The 22,810-nt window shown below is 60.1% G+C and carries 7 protein-coding genes; 2 read left to right on the top strand and 5 right to left on the bottom strand.

Features of this window, described 5'->3' with window-relative positions:
• Nucleotides 1-92 precede the first annotated feature (92 nt).
• From J3D60_RS00715 to J3D60_RS00705, 3 genes are all read right to left on the bottom strand, one after another.
• On the bottom strand, nucleotides 93-13,556 hold the full coding sequence (locus tag J3D60_RS00715; RefSeq protein WP_253493930.1) for a non-ribosomal peptide synthetase: 13,464 nt from the start codon (nucleotides 13,554-13,556) through the stop codon (nucleotides 93-95).
• A gap of 353 nt (nucleotides 13,557-13,909) precedes the next feature.
• Nucleotides 13,910-14,899, bottom strand: coding sequence for a threonine/serine dehydratase (locus J3D60_RS00710; RefSeq protein ID WP_253488705.1), 990 nt, complete (start codon nucleotides 14,897-14,899; stop codon nucleotides 13,910-13,912).
• A gap of 818 nt (nucleotides 14,900-15,717) precedes the next feature.
• Entirely contained in the window at nucleotides 15,718-16,524 is an 807-nt protein-coding gene (locus J3D60_RS00705; protein ID WP_065939532.1) for a pentapeptide repeat-containing protein, read from the bottom strand.
• Nucleotides 16,525-16,970: 446 nt separating this feature from the next.
• On the opposite strand from J3D60_RS00705, the gene J3D60_RS00700 reads away from it, so the two are divergent.
• Together J3D60_RS00700 and J3D60_RS00695 are read left to right on the top strand one after the other, a co-directional pair.
• Nucleotides 16,971-18,011, top strand: coding sequence for an efflux RND transporter periplasmic adaptor subunit (locus tag J3D60_RS00700; RefSeq protein ID WP_253488703.1), 1,041 nt, complete (start codon nucleotides 16,971-16,973; stop codon nucleotides 18,009-18,011).
• Nucleotides 18,012-18,016: 5 nt separating this feature from the next.
• The gene (locus J3D60_RS00695) at nucleotides 18,017-20,014 is read left to right on the top strand and encodes an ABC transporter permease (protein WP_065939531.1); all 1,998 of its coding nucleotides are present in this window, start codon (nucleotides 18,017-18,019) and stop codon (nucleotides 20,012-20,014) included.
• Between the two features lie 14 nt (nucleotides 20,015-20,028).
• Here the strand turns inward: J3D60_RS00695 and J3D60_RS00690 are convergent, their stop codons facing one another.
• Together J3D60_RS00690 and J3D60_RS00685 are read right to left on the bottom strand one after the other, a co-directional pair.
• A complete protein-coding gene (locus J3D60_RS00690; RefSeq protein WP_253488701.1) occupies nucleotides 20,029-20,847 on the bottom strand; it encodes a GNAT family N-acetyltransferase in 819 nt (272 codons plus the stop codon).
• 27 nt (nucleotides 20,848-20,874) lie between these two features.
• Complete coding sequence (locus tag J3D60_RS00685; RefSeq protein WP_253488699.1) at nucleotides 20,875-22,803, bottom strand: non-ribosomal peptide synthetase; 1,929 nt, start codon at nucleotides 22,801-22,803, stop codon at nucleotides 20,875-20,877.
• Nucleotides 22,804-22,810: the final 7 nt, after the last annotated feature.

The following is a 22,810-nucleotide window of genomic DNA, read 5'->3' as shown; positions in this document are numbered from 1 at the left end:
ATCAAGGGCCAGAAGGAGGCCTATTGATTTTACAAACCACAAGAAACTATTTTTCTTGAAAGCCCACCCCCTTGGTGGGCTCATTCAAAAAGCTACAAGGGTTTGTTTTTTTTGCCGATGGCATTGTTGATAATTCCACTGATTAAACTTATCGACGGCTCCTTGAGAAGATCGTCATGCATGCTGTCGACTGTAATGTTGTCAAGAACACCATCAATGTAAGGACGCCATTGTTCGCATTGGGGGGCCTGCGGATCAACTTCCTGGCTGGCCGTAAAGTAAGTGACATTACCGTTATATCGACTCAGCATCGGTTCCTGACCCAGGTGGGTATTATTAATGGAGACTTCCACTATCCTTTCGAAGTTTTCAATATCAATCGACCCCAGCGGGTTATGCAATGCGCGCAGGGCAGTGTGGCACGCAAACAAACTTCTCGACGCTGTTGCAAAATCTTCTGGGGCGATACCGGCTTCTGAAAGTATCGCGCCGAAGACCACCTTCTCTGTGATATTTTCGTTTTTGAGCCATTCAAAAGGCACACGCGGATCAAGAAGAATAACTTCTCCCACTTCATGTCCCCCTCGCTCCAGTGCGCAAGCCAGCTCAAACGCAACGCGGCCTCCAAAAGACCATCCCAACAGATGGTAAGGACCTTGCGGCTGCCGCTCCAGAATCTGCGTTTTATAGTCCTCGACCATAACAGCTAAGGACTCGGCGAAAGGTTCTTCGCCCTCGATACCACGGGCCTGAATCCCCATCAAGGAAATGTCAGGCAGGCGTCTGATAAACGCTGAATAGGACCATGACAATCCTCTTCCCGGATGAATGCAGTACAAGGTTGGGGCATTCTCGACTGATCGCAGCGGCAAAATTACGCTGAAAGAAGAACCTTGATCTTGAGCAAGACCGCTTTGCAGTTGCGCCACTGTAGGCGCTTCAAACAAACTGCGGATCGTGACGTCGACGTGCAGGGTTCCCCGGATCCGGTTGATCAGGCGCATGGCCAACAGCGAGTGGCCGCCCAATTCGAAGAAGCTGTCGTCCAGTCCCACCTCTTCCAGGCCCAGCACTTCGCCGAACAGTTGGCACAGCACCACTTCCTGCGGCGTGCTCGCTCGCCGGCCGCTGGCAAGCCGCTGCGGTGCCGGCAAGGCCCGCGTATCTAGCTTGCCATTGACCGTGCGTGGCAGGTCATCCAGCAGCATCATCGCCGCCGGCACCATGTAACCGGGCAACCGCTCCGCCAGGTAGTTCTTGAGCGCCTCGGGAGTGACCGCCTCGGCCTCGTGCAGCACCGCATACCCGACCAGTTGCCGAGGCTCGTCACGCAGGATCACGGTCGCCTGCGACACCGCTTCGTGCTGCAACAACACCGCTTCGATCTCTCCCGGCTCGATCCGCACGCCGTTGAGTTTCATCTGCTGATCGGCACGGCCGCGGTAGACGAGAGTGCCGTCGTCGCGCCAACTGCCGAGGTCGCCGGTGCGGTACATGCGGCTGCCGGCTTCGCCGTACGGGTTGGCGATAAAGCGTTGCGCCGTCAGCCCCGGTTGGTGCAGGTAACCTCGCGCCAGTCCAACACCTGCAAGGTACACCTCCCCCACCACGCCGACGGGCACCGGCTCCAGGTAGTCGTCCAGGATAAACACCTGGTAGTTCGGCAACGGCCGGCCAATCGGCAGCGTGCCATCGTCCATGTCCTCCAGCGTCACCCGGTAGGCAGTGGCATCACAGGTGGTTTCCGTGGGGCCATACAGGTTGGTGATGCGTTGCGCGCTCAGGGTATGGTAGATGGCTTGGCACACACTGGCCGATAACGCTTCGCCCCCTAAAAGCACCTGCCGCACCACCAGCCCCTGGGGCGCTGCCGACAGGGCATGGGCCAGATAAGAGGGCACGCAGCTCAGCACGCTGATGCCCTGGGTGTGCACGTATTCCCAGAAACGTGCGAGGTCGTCGCGCGTCGCATCGTCGATCACCACGGTGCAACCACCGCAAATCAGCGGTACTGCCAGTTGCACGATCAGCGCATCAAACGACACGCCGCTGAGCAGCGACACGCGGTCGTCAGCACCGATCTCCAGGAAACCGGCAAGGCTTGCGATCTTGTTGGCGATCGCTGCGTGGCTCACCATCACGCCCTTGGGCTGACCGGTCGAGCCCGAGGTATAGACCACGTAGGCCAACTGCTCGGCACTTTGTACAGGGTTTAGCGGAGCTGATGAACGACGCCCAGCCAACCACTGCTCGGCATCCAACGCCCGTGCCGGTACGCTTGCCGGGAAATCCGCCAGCGCCGACTCCAGGCACAGGGCCAGAACCGGCTTGGCATCTTCCAGCATCCACTCGATACGCTCGCGAGGGTGCAACAGGTCCAGCGGCAAGTAGGCCGCTCCTGCCTTGAGCACGCCCCATACCGCCACCACAAACTCCAGCGAACGCGGCAAGGCGAGCGCAACCAGGTCCTGCGCGCCGATGCCTTCGGCCAGCAAGGCATCGGCCAGCCTGTTGGCTTGCTGATTGAGTTGCTCGTAGCTCAGATGACGGCTGCCGTGCTGTACGGCGGTGGCGTGGGGTGTGCGCAGCACCTGGTCTTCGAACAACGTCACCAAGTTCTTGGCATCGAACTGCGTAGCCGTGTCGTTCCACGCCTGCAGTACCTGCACGCGTTCATGATCCTCAAGCAGAGGCAACGCGGCCAGTGCTGTGTCAGGGGCCAGTGCAGCTGCCTCCAACAACATCACCAGGCGCGCCACCAAGCGCTCGACCGTGGCAGGGTCGAACAAGTCCAACCGATACTCCATCACCCCACTCAGGCCTGCCGGGAGGCCATCGCTGTCATGCTCTTCACTGAACAACAGTGACAGATCAAACTTGACGGACGAGTTGCTCAGCGTCACCGGTGCAATGTCCAAACCGGTGAAGGCCAACTGTTCGGACTGCCCCACCAGGTTGGCTTCCAGGCTCATGGCCACCTGAAACAGCGCATGGTGCGACAACGAACGCACCGGGTTCAGGGCTTCCACCAGACGCTCGAACGGTAAGTCCTGGTTCGAGTAGGCCTCCAGGTCCGTGGCTCGCACGCGGTCGACCAGGGTGTTGAAATCCGGATTGCCTTGGGTGTCTGTGCGCAGGACCAAGGTGTTGACAAAAAAGCCGACCAACGGCTCAAGTGCGTCGTCGACACGCCCTGCCGTCGGGCTGCCGATGGGAATATCGGTACCTGCGCCCAAGCGACTCAACAGCGCGCAGAACCCGGCTTGCAACACCATGAACAACGTGGCCTGACGCGCTCTCCCTACCGCCAGCAAACGCTGGTGCAGCGTCGCGCTCAGGCGAAACTCGACACTGCCTCCCCGCGCTGTGGCGAGCGCAGGGCGACTGCGATCCGTCGGCAAAGCGATCTGTACCGGCAGGTCTTGCAACGCGGTACGCCAGTACGCCAACTGATGAGCTAACGCACTGTGTTCGTCCCCCTCGTCGCCCAGCCACTGGCGCTGCCAGAGGCTGTAATCGGCGTATTGAATCGGCAGGCGTGACCAACCGGGCGCGTGCCCGGCCTTTCGGGCTTGATAAGCCTGGGCCAGGTCACGCACCAGCGGCCATTGCGAGGCGCCGTCAGTGACGATGTGATGCAGCACCACCAGCAACACATGCTCCTGCGGCCCCAACACCAACAGGCTCGCCCGCCAAGGCGGCGACGAGTCCAGCACAAACGGTTCGTTGGCGTGTGCCGCCAAAGTCTGAGGCAGTGTGGCCTCGGTCACGGCCACAGTGCGTAAGGCCGGCTGCAGATCCGTCAGCACCACCTGGGAAGGTTCGCCATCGTGCAGGGCAAAACCGGTGCGCAAGCTCTCATGGCGCTGCGCCAGATCGGCCAGCGCCGCGACCAACGCCTGTTGGTCCAGTGGGCCGCGCAACCGCAAGGCAAAGGGCACGTTGTACGTCGACGTCGCGCCTTCCAGTTGCGCCAGGAACCACAGCCGCTGCTGAGCAAACGACAAGGGAATGATTGGCGGCCGTGGCAGTGCTTCAAGCAGCGGGCGCTGCAAACGGGCAGGCTCCAGGTGCGCTTCCAACTGTGCCACCGTAGGCGCTTCAAACAAACTGCGGATCGTGACGTCGACGTGCAGGGTTCCCCGGATCCGGTTGATCAGGCGCATGGCCAACAGCGAGTGGCCGCCCAGTTCGAAGAAGCTGTCGTCCAGTCCCACCTCTTCCAGGCCCAGCACTTCGCCGAACAGTTGGCACAGCACCACTTCCTGCGGCGTGCTCGCTCGCCGGCCGCTGGCAAGCCGCTGCGGTGCCGGCAAGGCCCGCGTATCTAGCTTGCCATTGACCGTGCGTGGCAGGTCATCCAGCAGCATCATCGCCGCCGGCACCATGTAACCGGGCAACCGCTCCGCCAGGTAGTTCTTGAGCGCCTCGGGAGTGACCGCCTCGGCCTCGTGCAGCACCGCATACCCGACCAGTTGCCGAGGCTCGTCACGCAGGATCACGGTCGCCTGCGACACCGCTTCGTGCTGCAACAACACCGCTTCGATCTCTCCCGGCTCGATCCGCACGCCGTTGAGTTTCATCTGCTGATCGGCACGGCCGCGGTAGACGAGAGTGCCGTCGTCGCGCCAACTGCCGAGGTCGCCGGTGCGGTACATGCGGCTGCCGGCTTCGCCGTACGGGTTGGCGATAAAGCGTTGCGCCGTCAGCCCCGGTTGGTGCAGGTAACCTCGCGCCAGTCCAACACCTGCAAGGTACACCTCCCCCACCACGCCGACGGGCACCGGCTCCAGGTAGTCGTCCAGGATAAACACCTGGTAGTTCGGCAACGGCCGGCCAATCGGCAGCGTGCCATCGTCCATGTCCTCCAGCGTCACCCGGTAGGCAGTGGCATCACAGGTGGTTTCCGTGGGGCCATACAGGTTGGTGATGCGTTGCGCGCTCAGGGTATGGTAGATGGCTTGGCACACACTGGCCGATAACGCTTCGCCCCCTAAAAGCACCTGCCGCACCACCAGCCCCTGGGGCGCTGCCGACAGGGCATGGGCCAGATAAGAGGGCACGCAGCTCAGCACGCTGATGCCCTGGGTGTGCACGTATTCCCAGAAACGTGCGAGGTCGTCGCGCGTCGCATCGTCGATCACCACGGTGCAACCACCGCAAATCAGCGGTACTGCCAGTTGCACGATCAGCGCATCAAACGACACGCCGCTGAGCAGCGACACGCGGTCGTCAGCACCGATCTCCAGGAAACCGGCAAGGCTTGCGATCTTGTTGGCGATCGCTGCGTGGCTCACCATCACGCCCTTGGGCTGACCGGTCGAGCCCGAGGTATAGACCACGTAGGCCAACTGCTCGGCACTTTGTACAGGGTTTAGCGGAGCTGATGAACGACGCCCAGCCAACCACTGCTCGGCATCCAACGCCCGTGCCGGTACGCTTGCCGGGAAATCCGCCAGCGCCGACTCCAGGCACAGGGCCAGAACCGGCTTGGCATCTTCCAGCATCCACTCGATACGCTCGCGAGGGTGCAACAGGTCCAGCGGCAAGTAGGCCGCTCCTGCCTTGAGCACGCCCCATACCGCCACCACAAACTCCAGCGAACGCGGCAAGGCGAGCGCAACCAGGTCCTGCGCGCCGATGCCTTCGGCCAGCAAGGCATCGGCCAGCCTGTTGGCTTGCTGATTGAGTTGCTCGTAGCTCAGATGACGGCTGCCGTGCTGTACGGCGGTGGCGTGGGGTGTGCGCAGCACCTGGTCTTCGAACAACGTCACCAAGTTCTTGGCATCGAACTGCGTAGCCGTGTCGTTCCACGCCTGCAGTACCTGCACGCGTTCATGATCCTCAAGCAGAGGCAACGCGGCCAGTGCTGTGTCAGGGGCCAGTGCAGCTGCCTCCAACAACATCACCAGGCGCGCCACCAAGCGCTCGACCGTGGCAGGGTCGAACAAGTCCAACCGATACTCCATCACCCCACTCAGGCCTGCCGGGAGGCCATCGCTGTCATGCTCTTCACTGAACAACAGTGACAGATCAAACTTGACGGACGAGTTGCTCAGCGTCACCGGTGCAATGTCCAAACCGGTGAAGGCCAACTGTTCGGACTGCCCCACCAGGTTGGCTTCCAGGCTCATGGCCACCTGAAACAGCGCATGGTGCGACAACGAACGCACCGGGTTCAGGGCTTCCACCAGGCGCTCGAACGGTAAGTCCTGGTTCGAGTAGGCCTCCAGGTCCGTGGCTCGCACGCGGTCGACCAGGGTGTTGAAATCCGGATTGCCTTGGGTGTCTGTGCGCAGGACCAAGGTGTTGACAAAAAAGCCGACCAAAGGCTCAAGTGCGTCGTCGACACGCCCTGCCGTCGGGCTGCCGATGGGAATATCGGTACCTGCGCCCAAGCGACTCAACAGCGCGCAGAACCCGGCTTGCAACACCATGAACAACGTGGCCTGACGCGCTCTCCCTACCGCCAGCAAACGCTGGTGCAGCGTCGCGCTCAGGCGAAACTCGACACTGCCTCCCCGCGCTGTGGCGAGCGCAGGGCGACTGCGATCCGTCGGCAAAGCGATCTGTACCGGCAGGTCTTGCAACGCTGTACGCCAGTACGCCAATTGATGAGCTAACGCACTGTGTTCGTCCCCCTCTTCGCCCAGCCACTGGCGCTGCCAGAGGCTGTAATCGGCGTATTGAATCGGCAGGCGTGACCAACCGGGTGCGTGCCCGGCCTTTCGGGCTTGATAAGCCTGGGCCAGGTCACGCACCAGCGGCCATTGCGAGGCGCCGTCAGTGACGATGTGATGCAGCACCACCAGCAACACATGCTCCTGCGGCCCCAACACCAACAGGCTCGCCCGCCAAGGCGGCGACGGGTCCAGCACAAACGGTTCGTTGGCGTGTGCCGTCAAAGTCTGAGGCAGTGTGGCCTCGGTCACGGCCACAGTGCGTAAGGCCGGCTGCAGATCCGTCAGCACCACCTGGGAAGGTTCGCCATCGTGCAAGGCAAAACCGGTGCGCAAGCTCTCATGGCGCTGCGCCAGATCGGCCAGCGCCGCGACCAACGCCTGTTGGTCCAGTGGGCCGCGCAACCGCAAGGCAAAGGGCACGTTGTACGTCGACGTCGCGCCTTCCAGTTGCGCCAGGAACCACAGCCGCTGCTGAGCAAACGACAAGGGAATGATTGGCGGCCGTGGCAGTGCTTCAAGCAGCGGGCGCTGCAAACGGGCAGGCTCCAGGTGCGCTTCCAACTGCGCCACCGTAGGCGCTTCAAACAAACTGCGGATCGTGACGTCGACGTGCAGGGTTCCCCGGATCCGGTTGATCAGGCGCATGGCCAACAGCGAGTGGCCGCCCAATTCGAAGAAGCTGTCGTCCAGTCCCACCTCTTCCAGGCCCAGCACTTCGCCGAACAGTTGGCACAGCACCACTTCCTGCGGCGTGCTCGCTCGCCGGCCGCTGGCAAGCCGCTGCGGTGCCGGCAAGGCCCGCGTATCTAGCTTGCCATTGACCGTGCGTGGCAGGTCATCCAGCAGCATCATCGCCGCCGGCACCATGTAACCGGGCAACCGCTCCGCCAGGTAGTTCTTGAGCGCCTCGGGAGTGACCGCCTCGGCCTCGTGCAGCACCGCATACCCGACCAGTTGCCGAGGCTCGTCACGCAGGATCACGGTCGCCTGCGACACCGCTTCGTGCTGCAACAACACCGCTTCGATCTCTCCCGGCTCGATCCGCACGCCGTTGAGTTTCATCTGCTGATCGGCACGGCCGCGGTAGACGAGAGTGCCGTCGTCGCGCCAACTGCCGAGGTCGCCGGTGCGGTACATGCGGCTGCCGGCTTCGCCGTACGGGTTGGCGATAAAGCGTTGCGCCGTCAGCCCCGGTTGGTGCAGGTAACCTCGCGCCAGTCCAACACCTGCAAGGTACACCTCCCCCACCACGCCGACGGGCACCGGCTCCAGGTAGTCGTCCAGGATAAACACCTGGTAGTTCGGCAACGGCCGGCCAATCGGCAGCGTGCCATCGTCCATGTCCTCCTGCGTCACCCGGTAGGCAGTGGCATCACAGGTGGTTTCCGTGGGGCCATACAGGTTGGTGATGCGTTGCGCGCTCAGGGTATGGTAGATGGCTTGGCACACACTGGCCGATAACGCTTCACCCCCTAAAAGCACCTGCCGCACCACCAGCCCCTGAGGCGCTGCCGACAGGGCATGGGCCAGATAAGAGGGCACGCAGCTCAGCACGCTGATGCCCTGGGTGTGCACGTATTCCCAGAAACGTGCGAGGTCGTCGCGCGTCGCGTCGTCGATCACCACGGTGCAACCACCGCAAATCAGCGGTACTGCCAGTTGCACGATCAGCGCATCAAACGACACGCCGCTGAGCAGCGACACGCGGTCGTCAGCACCGATCTCCAGGAAACCGGCAAGGCTTGCGATCTTGTTGGCGATCGCTGCGTGGCTCACCATCACGCCCTTGGGCTGACCGGTCGAGCCCGAGGTATAGACCACGTAGGCCAACTGCTCGGCACTTTGTACAGGGTTTAGCGGGGCTGATGAACGACGCCCCGCCAACCACTGCTCGGCATCCAACGCCCGTGCCGGTACGCTTGCCGGGAAATCCGCCAACGCCGACTCCAGGCACAGGGCCAGAACCGGCTTGGCATCTTCCAGCATCCACTCGATACGCTCGCGAGGGTGCAACAGGTCCAGCGGCAAGTAGGCCGCGCCTGCCTTGAGCACGCCCCATACCGCCACCACAAACTCCAGCGAACGCGGCAAGGCGAGCGCAACCAGGTCCTGCGCGCCGATGCCTTCGGCCAGCAAGGCATCGGCCAGCCTGTTGGCTTGCTGATTGAGTTGTTCGTAGCTCAGATGACGGCTGCCGTGCTGTACGGCGGTGGCGTGGGGTGTGCGCAGCACCTGGTCTTCGAACAACGTCACCAAGTTCTTGGCATCGAACTGCGTAGCTGTGTCGTTCCACGCCTGCAGTACCTGCACGCGTTCATGATCCTGGAGGATATGCAATTGGTCCATACGAGTTGGCTCGCCATGGCCCAAGGCATCGGCCAGTTGCTCCAAGGCGCTGCGCATGTGCTCACACGTACGCGCTGGCGAGATCGGGCTGGCAACGTGTGCAATAAGCTCCAACGACTGCCCATAGTCCTCGATCGTCAGACAGAATGGATACGTTGCCCCGGCAGAGGAGCCAAGCCACTCGACGTCTGGTACGCCTGAGTCGTTACCCGTTGCAGTCATCGCCCCGTGTCGGTAATTGAGCAACGCACTGAACAATGGTGCGGGTACAGCGATACCACTGCAACTTTGAGCCAAGGCTAACGGCGCGTGCTCATGACGCAAGAGTGCAGTCAGGTTGGCATGGGCTTGACGAACAGCCGCATCCACCGCCATATCCTGCAACTCGAGACGCAGTGGCAAGGTATTGATGAACAGCCCCATGGTGCGCTCAGAATGCTCTTGAGTGGACAAACGCCCCAGCAATACGGTGCCAAATACCACTGTGTCAGACCCACTGGTGCGGGCCACGACCAGCCCCCACGCCAAATGGCAGAGGCTGCTCAAGCCAACTCCAAGACGCCGGGCCTGAAGGCTCAGTCGCTCTAAAAGTGCGGGCTCCAGCGCCAGACGGAACTCTGCAATGTCCTGGGTTTTCAACTGCGCGATGCCATACGGCAAGGCAGGTTCGTGGATATCGGCCAACTGCTCGCGAAAAAACACTTCGTGGCGCTCAGAGTCTTCCTCAAGGAAGGTCTGCGCGATCAAATTGCGAAACGGGCGAGCCGTTCCCAGCGTACGTGCGTTTCCAGCAAGGATCTGGGTGACTTCTTCGTGCAACATCTCCAGCGTGGAATGGTCGCCAATCAAGTGGTGCTGAAGCAGCAGCAACAGCCACCTGTCGTGCTCAGAATCATAAGCGATGGCCGCACGCAGCAATCCAGCTTCCGTGACATCGATGCTCCGATACCGAGGGTCGAAACGCGCATGCAATTGCTCGCTGATCGCTCCTTGTGCGGGATCCAGATGCACCTCTTCGATGTGTAGCGGTGCCTCGCGCCAGACCACCTGCACAGGTACTGACAAGTCTTTCCAGACAAACCCGGTACGCAGGATATCGTGGCGCTCGATGACAGACGAAATGCCGGCCAGGTAGCGGTCGAGTCGCCCTCGATCCTGAAAGGCCAACTGGTGCGCCAGCAAATAAGGATCGCCCTGCGATGCCATCAAGTGATGAAACAAAATGCCGCTTTGCAAGGGCGACAACGCGTAGATGTCCTGGACGTTGGCCCGTCCACCACGGACCCGGGCAACGACCTGGTCGATATCGGCCTGGACCAACGTTGCCAGCGGCAGCATAAGCGGTGTGATAAGGGTGTCATCGTGCCCAATCAGGTTGGGCGGAACCTGGGCTTCTCGTTTTTCGTAAAGCGCCTTGGCCATGTCTGCCAACCTCGGTGCAGCAAACACCGAATGCACCTCCAGGTCGAGCCCTTGGGCGCGCAATTTCGCAACCATAGACACCGCCATCAACGAGTGCCCGCCCAGCTCGAAGAAGTGATCGTTGCGACCAACCCTCTCCAGGGTCAGCAGCTCTTGCCAAATGGAGGCCAACACCCACTCGCCGGTTTCGATGGGCGCCTCATAGGCGGCGCTCGCCGCACCGGCCTGATCCGCGCTGGGCAACGCCTTACGGTCGATCTTGCCGTTGAACGTCAACGGCATTGAATCAAGAAAAACGAAGCCACTGACAACCATGTGCCTAGGTAATCGCTGGATCAAATACTCGCGTAACAGCCCGGGCAAATGTTCCGAATGTTTCCCCCGGGGAACGACATAGGCCACCAGACGAGCATTGCCGCTGACATCATTGCCGGCGACCACTACCGCATCACGTACCTCGGGATGACTGATCAGACAAGTATCAATTTCACCTAGCTCGATCCGAGCGCCGCGAATCTTGACCTGGAAATCGTTGCGCCCCAGATACTGCAGGCGACCATCGGATAACCATCGTCCCATGTCACCGGTCTTGTACAGGCGCCCCTGCCCGCCACTGAAGGGGTCCCGGACAAAGCGTTCGGCGGTCAGCTCCGGACGGCCGATATAGCCCCGTGCAACGCCTGCCCCACCGATGTGAATTTCACCCACGGCCCCCACAGGAACTGGTGTGCCAGAGGGGTCAAGGACGTACACCTGGGTATTGTCCAGCGGCCGGCCAAGCGTGACCTCTGCCACGACGTCGCCCACCAGATGCTGGCACGTCGACCATATGGTGGTCTCCGTAGGCCCATAGAGGTTCCAGAGTTCTCCCGAGTACGCCAGCAAGCCCTGCGCCAATCCTGGCAGCAATGGTTCGCCACCCGACAATACCCGCACTTTCCTGCCAGGCCAGCCATGCTCGGCAAGCATCTTCCAGGTTGAAGGTGTTGCCTGCATGATCGACACCTCATGGTCCTCCATGAGCTGCGTCAGCATCCCGGGGTTGGCAGCGGCTTCACGGCTTGCCAGCACAATGCGCGCGCCGCATACCAAAGGTAAAAACAGTTCCAGTACAGCGATGTCGAAGGAAATTGTGGTGACCGCCAGCCACCCCTCTCCCGCTGCCAAGGGGATGCGCCGGCCAATGGCGCCCAGCAGGTTGATGACATTGCGGTGCTCGACCATTACCCCTTTGGGTACACCGGTCGAGCCCGAGGTGTAAATCACATAGGCCAGATCTTCCGGGCGACCTGCGTGCCTTAGCCCTGACCAGCGAGATTCTGGGGGTACGTTCCAGTCTTCCTGCAGGATATGGGTGAGGCAGTGAGCACTCTCGGGCAATACACTAACCAGATGTGCCTGGGTCAACATCACCTTCGCACCTGAGTCTTCGCACATGAATGCCAGGCGTTCTACGGGATACCCAGGATCCAGCGGTACATAAGCCGCTTCGGCCTTCAAGATGCCCAACAGCCCAACCATCATTTCAAGCCCACGCTCCGCCAGTAACACCACCCGCGTGCCGGCCTGCACCCCAAGCGCCAACAGCCCGGCAGCAAGGCGGCTGGCCCTGGCATCTAGCTCTGCATAAGTCAGCTCTTGCCCTTCGAAAACCACAGCAACGGCGTCGGGCACCAGGCTCGCCTGTCGCTCGAACAACTGATGTATCGACTCGACATTCGCCTGGCTGGTCGCTGTGTCATTCCATTCGACCACCACCTTGTGCAGCTCCTGAGCACAGAGCAACCGTAGCGTTTCAACACGCGCCTCAGGGCGTTCGCCGACGTCCTCCAGGAGCACCTCAAAGTGCTGCACCAACCGGCGCATCGTCGACTCGTCAAACAGTGCAGTGTTGTACTCCAGACTCCCCAGCAATTGATGAGGGTGGGCGTTTTCCACAATGGCACAGGTCAGGTCGTACTTACTTAGTTGGACAGGGCTTTCCAGCGTTTCGAAATGCAAGCCGGGAATATTCAGGGTGCCGCGTGGCGCGTTCTGCACAATGAACATCACCTGAAACAACGGCGAATGACTGAGGCTGCGCGTGGGCTTGAGTTCATTGACCAACTGTTCGAAAGGCAAGTCTTGATGGGCGTAAGCCTGCAAAGCGGTTTCCTTGACTTGCGCCAGCAGGTCAAGAAAGCGTGCCTGGGGATCGATACGCGTACGCAGCACCAGCGTATTGACGAAGAAACCGATCAGCGGCTCTAACTCGGTGCGGCTGCGGCCGGCAGTCGGTGTTCCCAGGCTGATATCTTCCTGGTTACTGTAGCGGTGCATCAACACGCAAAAAGCTGCCTGTAGCACCATGAACAATGTTGCGCCATGGATTTTCCCCAGTTCCCTCAGCCTGGCGGTGGTCTGTTTGGACAACATGAAGTCCAGGCTCGCCCCTTGGTACGTCTGGATGGGCGGCCTGGGTCGGTCCGTGGGCAAGTCGAGCAAAGCGGGAGCACCGGCCATCTGACGACGCCAATAAGTCACCTGCTCCTGAAGTAATTCACCTTGCAACCGTTGGCGCTGCCACACCGAATAATCCAAGTACTGCAACGGCAACTCAGGCAACTGCGACGGAAGACCGGACAAGTGCGCGTTGTAAAGGCTGAGTACATCCTGGATTAGCACCGACATGGACCAGGCATCCGAGGCGATGTGGTGCAACGTCACCAACAACACATGCTCGCGCTCGCCCATGCGAACCACCGTTGCTCTGAGCATGGGGCCACTGGTCAGGTCAAACAGCCTGGCCGACTCCTGTGCTAGCAGTGCCATCAACCGAGCCTCTCGCTCAACCATTGGCACAGCACTTAGATCGATCATGTCGATGAGTGATCGAGCCTGTGGCAGAACGACCTGATATGGCCGGCCTTCGCGCTCCACGAATACCGTCCTGAGTGACTCGTGCCGCATCAAAAGATCGTCCAGCGCGCACTGCAATATCGGCAAACTGAATGCCTCACCGCTCAGGCGAACGGCCGCCGGAATATTGTATTGGGCACTGCCGGATTCGTAGCGATCGAGGAACCACAACCGCTCCTGACCAAAGGACAAAACAGCAGGAAGCATCCGCTCCTTATCCGCCACTCTTGGGATTGTCCCTGCGCCGTTGAAACTCTTCAGCAGATCGATCAATGCCCGCTTGCTGGTCACGATCAGCTCCCGCATAGGCTCGGTCATGGCATCGCTTGGCGCCTGCACCTTGAGCTGGCCAGCAGGGGTGAGTGTGAGCCGTATATTGGCGGCTTCAAGCACACGCAAGATATCCAGCGGCGAACCGTGCGGGCGGTTTGAACCTTCAGCAGGCACAGGGGACTCCAGACAAAAAGAGAATGGCCGACAGGCCAAAAAAACGAGAAATTTGCCAACGCGTAGTTGTCAGCACGCACCAGCAGCGGCGTCAATCACGGATCCGGAGCACGTCAGCTTGATGAGAGATGCGCCTCAAGCGCAATGATTTCAGCGAATGCCGACGCATCGACATTTCCGCCCGACAGGACCACACCTACCGAGGCTCCCGTAAACAATTCGGGAGCAGACATGACCGCCGCCAGCGCAATCGCACCGCTCGGCTCAACGACCAGCTTAAGCTCGGAGAACGCATGGGCAACTGCCTTGCGTACCGTCTCATCATCTGGTCTTAACGATCCACACCGGCCTTCCAAGGCCAATTCAAGCGTGATATCGGCAGGTGCGCGGGCCATGAGCGCGTCACAAATTGACCCTTCGCCCAAGCGGTTTTCGATCTTGCACCCGGCCTCCATGGATCGACGCATGCAGTCGAACCCCTCGGGCTCAACCGCCCATATCCTGGCATTCGAGCGAGCGGCCCGGACGGCCAGCACGGCTCCCGAGAGCAACCCGCCTCCACCGCATGGGATCAGGATGTGATCCAGCTCACTCCCCTGCTCTCGACACTGACGGATCAGTTCGAGCGTTGCCGTTGCCTGGCCACAGATAATGTCCTCATCATCGAAAGGCGGGAACAGCACGCCTTGGGCGTCGTTGCACAAGCGTTGTGCCAGAGCGACTCGATCGGTATGGGTCCGGTCGTAGAAAACAATCTCTGCACCCTGCTCTCTCGCCCGTTCGATCTTGATTGCAGGCGCATCATGGGGCATCACGAGTATCGCTACGAGACCGTGTTGGCGAGCAGCAATCGCCACAGAGACAGCATGATTACCTGAGGAATACGCCACTATCGTAGTGCCGGGTGGCACTGGGCAGGCAAACAACTTGTTCATCACGCCGCGATATTTGAGCGCGCCTCCCCATTGCAGCGAGTCTGCCTTGATGAAGGCGTTACCATGGATCATTCGATCAAGGCTGCTGCTGCGCAGGACCGGCGTCTTCCGGACAACACCCTCAAGTCGCAACTCGGCATCGAAAATATCCTGATTTGAAATCGTCATTCATGCATCCTTGCCAGACTACGCTGCAATACAACCTACCACCGTCAGAATACCCCGACGACATTTCCCCAAGACGTCCGCGACACTCTCATCTGAGCCACCGAGCGGCTTGGCACACAGACAAGCGGGAGCCCGAACGCCGTCGCCATAGGCTCGTTTGCCAGCACCTCCCAGGCAGGAGGGCAGCGACGCCCCAGATGAAACATGCTCAGGGAGGCCGACTCATCTTCGAAGCTGATCGTCACGGGCCTGTTGGACCCTGCCAGCGCTCCAGCCCGAAGTCGGGTGCGCTCCACACAGGCAATGAGTTCACACACTTCCCCATGCACCTTGTCACCGAGTAAACCAAGGGGAAATGACAACCAGGCAACCGGCCCTTCGTAACGGCTTATCAACGCCCAGAACGCGCAAAACGCGATAATTCCATAGAACTGCGGTACATCACCGGGACGCGTGGGAAAGTAGATAGTGCGAACCAGATCTGGTTCTGGCCGATACAACGGTGTTACCAACTGAGCACACTGCTCGACCAATGCCTGAGTCGGAGCACACGAAGGCAGTGTCTTGAGATCCCGACAATACATTGCAGCCATCAACCTGAAAGCCAGCCTGGCCAGATCCGGTTCGGCAACGTCGGCCAACTGTACGTCGAGTTCCTCGCAGGCTGCGATCCAGTCGGGTGTCAACAACGGGCCCATCAACCCTGAGTCCAAAGTGCTTTTCCTATGCTCATCCATTTGCCATGCCTCCAACCTTGGTGTCGGCATCACCAGCGCGGCGCGCCTGGGCATTTAAGCCGCCTGGTGACAGGTCCAGACTCAGTCGTCTTTCAATGCACCTTTCATCGACGCATGCGTGAAGTCCGCATCGGTCAATATCGCACCACGCAGATCCGCGCCCTTCAATGAGGCTTCGATAAACTTGGCGCCTGTCAGGTCTACCCCTGAGAAGTTGGCATTTGCAAGGTTGGCATAACTGAAGTCGACCCCTTTGAGATTGACCTTTCTGAAATCCACATCTGACGCCAGGCACTCCCCCAGATAGGCATTCTCAAAGATCGCCCCATCCAGTGTTTTTCCCTGAACGTTGGTATTGCTCAATCGAGCGCCTTCAAAGTTGGCACCGCGAAGATCAGCCCCACCTAGATTGCAATTGTTCAATGTGCAAAAACTGAAATCGGCGCCGGACAGATCGGCATCCTTGAAGTTGGTCACATTGAACTCGCCGCGCTTGGCACGTGCATCAACAAGAACGGCATTGATGAAGTTTCCACCTTCCAGCGAGACGCCTTCCAGCGTCGCCCCGCGAAGGTCTGCGCCCTGGAAACTGGTCCCGAGAAATTGTCCGCCGGAAAGATTGGCATGAGCGAGCCTTGCCTTCTCGAGCCAGGCGCCGCTGAGGACGGCACCAGAGAAAAGCGCACCCTCCAGATTGGAAGACGACAGATCGGCAAACTTCAGGCTGATGCCATCGAGCACCACCTCAGGAAATTCCATGCCCACTAGATCGAGATTCTCGATCCCCTCTGTATTTGCGCTGCGAATTAGAGCGATAAGATCCGATGCAACAGCAGTCTGATCCTCATCAACACCACGCAGTTTCCTGGTCAATCGACTTGCAGCCATCGCGCCTCCTTGCTCTGATAGAAAAACCTGTGAAGTAAAAAGCCAAAGTAATGTGCAGCGCCATAAAAGACGTATAATTTGCGCGTGCGCAACATGCAGATACTACGGCCAAACCCATGATATCGATGTGACGTTTTCGATTTTTGCACTCCCTGCAATAAGCTTCGTGGGGAGCGCTCAAAGGTCGCGCCGAGTATACTGAGTGTCCACTAAGAAAACAGCCCTCAAGATGGGGGTCCATCCGAACAAGGAAGCCGGCCGTGATTCTTCGCCGCCGTCATTGGCAGTCCACCACTATGTCCTCTAGAACTTCTGTCGGCACGCCACGTCATTCACGCTTGGCGCGCTGGTTTGCATGCGGTTTCGTACTTGTCCTTCTGCTGGTTGGCGGTGCGGCATGGCACCCTTGGGATCAGCGAGCGTCGAACCCTCCAGCATCCGTCGCCGTGACGCGCTCGACCATCGAAACCAGCGTCACTGCCTTAGGCACCTTGCAGCCACATCGGTATGTCGATGTCGGTGCACAGGTGTCGGGACAGATCATGCACTTGCATGCCCAGGCCGGGGATGTCGTGACCAAGGGACAACTGCTGGTTGAGATCGACCCGAGTGTCCAACAAGCCTCGGTTGACGCGGGACGCGCCTCGCTCAAAGCCCAGAAAGCCCAACTGATCGATCAGAACGCGCAGTACTGGCTGGCTACTCAGCGGCATGCGCGCCTTCGGCCATTGGCCAGCGACGGTGCCTCAAGCCTTGACGAACTGCAAGACGCGCAAGCCACGCTCACCTCCTCGGGCGCTCGCATTCAACAGTTGCAAGCGCAGATCACCCAGACTCAAGCCACACTCAAGGCCGATGAGGCGCGACTGGGCTACACCCGCATCTACGCCCCCATGGCTGGCACGGTTGTGTCGGTGGATGCCCGCGAAGGACAGACGCTCAACGCCACCTACCAGACTCCCAACGTGCTGCGCATCGCAGACTTGACGTCCATGACAGTGTGGTCCGAAGTCTCCGAGGCGGATGTGGGAAGAGTCAAACCCGGGATGGCCGCCTACTTCACCACACTCGGCAATGACCAGCGCCGCTGGGAAAGCAAGGTTCGCCAAGTATTGCCCGCGCCGCCTGCTGCAGCGGCAGGTGCTGCCACGGGCACCCCAAGCGCCGCGAACAAGGTGGTGGTGTATACCGTGCTGTTCGACGTCAGCAACACAGATGCCGAACTCATGCCCCAGATGACAGCGCAGGTAACCTTCGTCGAGACCTCGGCCAAGGACGCATTGTCGGTACCTCTTGCCGCGCTGTTTCCGGTAGAGGGCTCTGCTGATCTGTTCCTGGCGCAGGTGGTGAAAGCCGATGGCAACACTGAAACGCGCCAGGTACGTATCGGGACGCGCAATCGCTTTTTCGCTCAGGTCCTCGAGGGACTGCAGCCTGGTGAGCGTGTTGTCACCGGCAGCCTTATCCAAAATGGTGCAAAAGGATGACCTCCATGGATGGGCACCTTGGTAACCGCGCGCAACCGTTGATCGAGCTGCGCGACATACGCAAGACCTATGGCGACTCGCCGAAGCGAAATGCCCAGGGCCTTGCCTGTGCCGAAGTGCTGCGCGGCGTCTCCCTGAAGATATACCCGGGAGAATTTGTCGCCATCGTCGGCGCGTCGGGCTCAGGTAAATCCACCCTGATGCACATTCTCGGCTGCCTGGATAAGCCCAGCTCCGGAGACTATTTATTTGAAGGGCGCGATACCCTTGGCTTGAGCGCCGACGAGCTGGCTCAGCTTCGACGCGACGGCTTTGGCTTCGTGTTTCAGGGCTACCATTTGTTGGCCACCGAAACAGCCAGGGAGAACGTAGAGGTTCCGGCCCTGTACGCCGGGCAATTGCGCGAAAAACGCCGGGAGCAATCCACCAACCTGCTTCAGCGGCTGGGCATGGGTGCACACCTGGCGCATCGCCCCAGCCAATTATCGGGGGGTCAGCAGCAGCGCGTCGCGATTGCCCGCGCCCTGATGAATGGCGGACGTATCATCCTCGCCGACGAACCGACCGGTGCGCTGGACAGCAGCAGCGGAGCAGAAGTGATGGCGCTGCTGCATGAACTGGCCGAAGCGGGCCATACCATTATTCTCGTCACCCATGACCGTGACATCGCCGCACAAGCGCGTCGTATCATTGAAATCCATGACGGCCAAATCGTTGCAGATTCGGGCGACGCACATACACTCGATACCCCACCCAGCGCCTTAGAAACCGAGTCGGCCGCACCTAGCCCGCAGCTCAACGCGACGCGGTCCAGACGAGTGCCGGCCGATCTGGGCGAAATGGCCCGCTCCGCCTGGCGTGTCATGCAAACCAACCGGTTTCGCACCGGATTGACCTTGCTGGGTATCGTGATAGGCATCGCTTCCGTCATCGTCATGCTCGCCGTGGGGAGCGGAACGCAACGCCAGGTCATGGCACAGTTCGAAACCCTGGGCATTCAGACGATGTTTGTGTCGGTCAAGGCGGCCGGCACCCGCACCCAAGGGGCGCCACTGACCCTGGAGGATGCCAAGGCTATCCAGTCGCTGCCTAATGTCGAAGCCGTGGCCCCGTATATCGAAGATCGGGTAGTCGTCAGACGTGGCAATGTGGACCATGTAACCTACGGGGGTGGCGCCACCCCGAGCTTCGCTTCAGTCATGAACTGGAAGATGGCTGAAGGCACGATGATCGATGCGCAGGATGATCGCCGTGTCGAGAAAGTCGCGATGATCGGCCAGACGGTCAAAAAGGCACTTTTCGCGGACGGTTCAAACCCTGTTGGGCAGAACATCCTGGTAGATCAGGTGCCCTTTCAAGTCATCGGCGTCTTTGCCCCCAAGGGCGCCAGCGGTGGCCAGGATCTCGATGATCGTGTCACCGTGCCTTTCTCGGCTGCCGCCGCCCGCTTGTTTGGCCGCCCCAACCCATCCTGGATAGCCGTGAAGATCCGGGACATGGGGCAATCCTGGGAGACCGCCGAAGCCATAGAGGCGCTGCTGGCCGAACAGCGTCATGTGTGGGATGTGCAGGTGTGGAACAGGATCGACGCCATGCAGGCTCAAGCCGCTGCCTCCCAATCCATGACCAGGATGCTCGGGCTGGTGGCGGCAGTCTCCCTGATCGTCGGCGGTATCGGGGTGATGAACGTGATGCTCATGAGTATCCGCGAGCGAATGCGCGAGATCGGCGTGCGCATGGCTACGGGGGCCCGACAGCGCGATATCCTGTACCAATTCCTGACCGAAGCCGTACTGGTTACCTCCATAGGGGGAACCGCCGGTGTGATCATCGGGACGAGCGTGGTTGTGGCCCTGGAGTGGCTGAAGGTACCGGTGGTGCAGTCGCTGGCGGCGTGCGCCAGCGCCTTCGGCTGTGCCGTTCTGACCGGCCTGGTCTTCGGGTTCATGCCGGCGCGAAAAGCAGCCAAGTTGAACCCAGTCAATGCATTGGCCGCGGACTGACGGCCCAGGCCGCTTCAGTCTTGCGCGGCCGTGTAAAGCGTCTGAACATGGGAAAAGCCTAGGCCGAAGCGCTCCAGGTTGCGCCGGCTTTGCGAATTCATCAGCGCAGTCGCCGCCACACCATGACATCCGAACCGACGCGCTGCTGCGATCCTCGCTGCAATCAGAGCAGCGTGACAACCTTGCCCACGAAATGCTTTGGCCGTGGCAGCGGTCCCCAGATAGGCCATGCCGTTGGTGGCAAAATAGACAAGTGCCGCACCCGCCACTCGCCCGTCGATCTGAGCCACGAAAAAACCGGCACGCCCCGACTCGTACAACCCGACGAACGAGGCCAGTGACATCTCGCGCTCCTCAGGTGGGGTATGAAATGCCGCGGCATGGATATCAAGAAACGAGCCCAATTTCGCTACGTCCAACTCTTCGATCTGCACGCCGGGCTTGATCGCTTTCAACTCATCGACCGATGCGGCCATCTGGGCATGAGTCCAACCGCGCATTTTCGTAAGCCGGCACTCTCCGACCTGCAGCGCCTCACCACCCGGCTTGCGGGCGGACACAAGGGGCACAGCGACCTCCCTGCCATCATTTGCAAACCAACGTGCCAGCGCAGCGAAGTGATCTGGCGACTTCACCGCATCGCCGCAAACCCGGTTCAACATCGGGCTTTTGGTCGCCATCACCTTACACCCCGACAACTCCCCCAATTCACGAACACTCGCGCCATAGGGATTTCCAGCCAGGGCAGACAGAGCACGGACGCGTGCAGCGAGGTATTGCCCTTCGCAAAACTCGATTGAGCCCATATCAACAGGAAGAACTGAATTAGTCATGACACTTTCCGGCGGGCAGTGAAGCGTTCATTGAGCAAGATCATCGAGTACCCAGAGGATCTCTTCATCCTCGTCGGCCTGACTTTGAGTATTCTCTGGATCAAGCGCCAACCTCGACTCGATTGACGCGCAAAGCCCTTCGACAGTCCTGAGTTCGAGAATATCCCGAACCCCGATATTCGCGTGACGCCAGTGCGTGTTGATAGCTGCGACGAGCCTCATTGCATCCAGAGAGTTACCGCCCAGCATGAAGAAGTCGTCACGTACTCCCACCGTGTCAAGACCCAGGGCCCTGGACCAGAGCTCACAGAGCCATACCTGAGTCTCACCCACCGGGGGCAGCCGAACCCCATCATCGAGGGTAGCGAGCGCCAGGCTGGGTTCCGGCAAAGCATGTCGATCTATCTTGCCGTTGATTTGCAAAGGCATGGTTTCCAACTCACTCAGAAACCTGGGGACCATGTGCGAAGGCAGCCTGTCGAGCAAGTGGCGTCGCACGCTGACACTGTCAGGCCATGGTCCGCCGAGGGTGTAGTAAGCCGCCAGGTCATGCCCATCTTCCCTTGACCGCGCTACGATCACGACATCCCTGATGCCACTCAACTGGCGCAGACATTCCTCAATCTCGCCCAGCCCCACGCGCATGCCAAGCACCTTGACCTGCGAGTCGCGGCGCCCCAGGTATTCGATTTGCCCGTCGGCTCGCAGCCGCGCCATGTCGCCCGTTCTGAAAAGTCGCTGGCCGGGCACTGTCGAGAAAGGATCAGGCACGAAGCTCCAGGCTGTCGCCGCCGGGTCGGCAAAGTAGCCCAGCGCAAGATTACTCCCCGCCACATACAGCTCACCCCGCGCGCCCTGCGGTAACAGGCTCATGTTCACATCGAGGACATAAGCCCTGACATTCGCCATCGGACGACCAATGGGAACGGGCACGGATACTGGCTGCATCTGATTCACCTCGGCGAACAACACATCACCCGAGACCTCAGTGGAACCGTAGAGGTTGAGCAGCAGGACATGGGGCAGCAAACGCAGAAACTCATTTCGCGTCTGTCCATCCAGCGCCTCGCCACTGACCACGCACAACCTGAGTCCGGCGAACTGCTGGCGCACCGCACCGCCCACCGCCAGTAACACCTTCAACAACGAAGGCACCAGCACAATGCGGGTAATTGCCTTCTGCTGCACCAGTGACAAAAAAGTCAAAGGCTCCTTCAACTGCGCATCGCTGATCAGCACCAAAGGCACGTTACTCAGCAACGGCCCGAAAATCTCAGTGATCGAATCGGTAAAATTAAGCGCCGTTTTCTGGCAGCAGACTTCATCGACTGCGTACGGATACTTTTCCCACATCCATTGAAGACGATTGAGGATGCTACCGTGCAAGCCTGCAACCCCTTTGGGAAGTCCCGTAGAGCCGGACGTGAATATCACATAGGCGAGCTCCCCGCCAACGACTTCAGGGTTGTCCTCGCTATAGCCGCCAAGCTGGTCATCGTCATAGATAACCCACTGCAGCGTGGTGTCGTCGCTGTCGGCAAGCGCGGCAGACGTGATCACCGTTGCTGCGCCGGATTGGCGCAACAGGTGGTCCAGACGCGCCCTCGGATACGCCGGGTCAAGCGGGACATACGCCGCACCACTCTTCAAGACCGCCAGCAATGCAATGATCATCTGCAGGCTGCGCTCCAGCTTGATACCGACCATGCTGCCGGCACCACAGCCGTCTTCGATCAAGCGGTGAGCCAATTGGTTGGCCTTACCGTTGAGCTGGGCGTAAGTCAGCCGAACGTCGCCGTGCTCCACGATTATCGAATCGGCAAACTGACTGGCCTGGCGCTCGAACACCTCATGCAGACGCAACCCTTGCGGATAGGGGCGCGAGGTATCGTTCCAGGCGGTCAATTGAAGCTGTCGCTGCGCGGGAGCGAGCACATCCAAATCACCTAAACGCACACGACAC

This window comes from Pseudomonas sp. S3E17, assembly GCF_024168685.1.
Classification (GTDB): domain Bacteria; phylum Pseudomonadota; class Gammaproteobacteria; order Pseudomonadales; family Pseudomonadaceae; genus Aquipseudomonas; species Aquipseudomonas marginalis.
The sequence above is the reverse complement of the archived record's forward strand: the minus strand, read 5'-3'. Positions and strand labels throughout refer to the sequence as shown.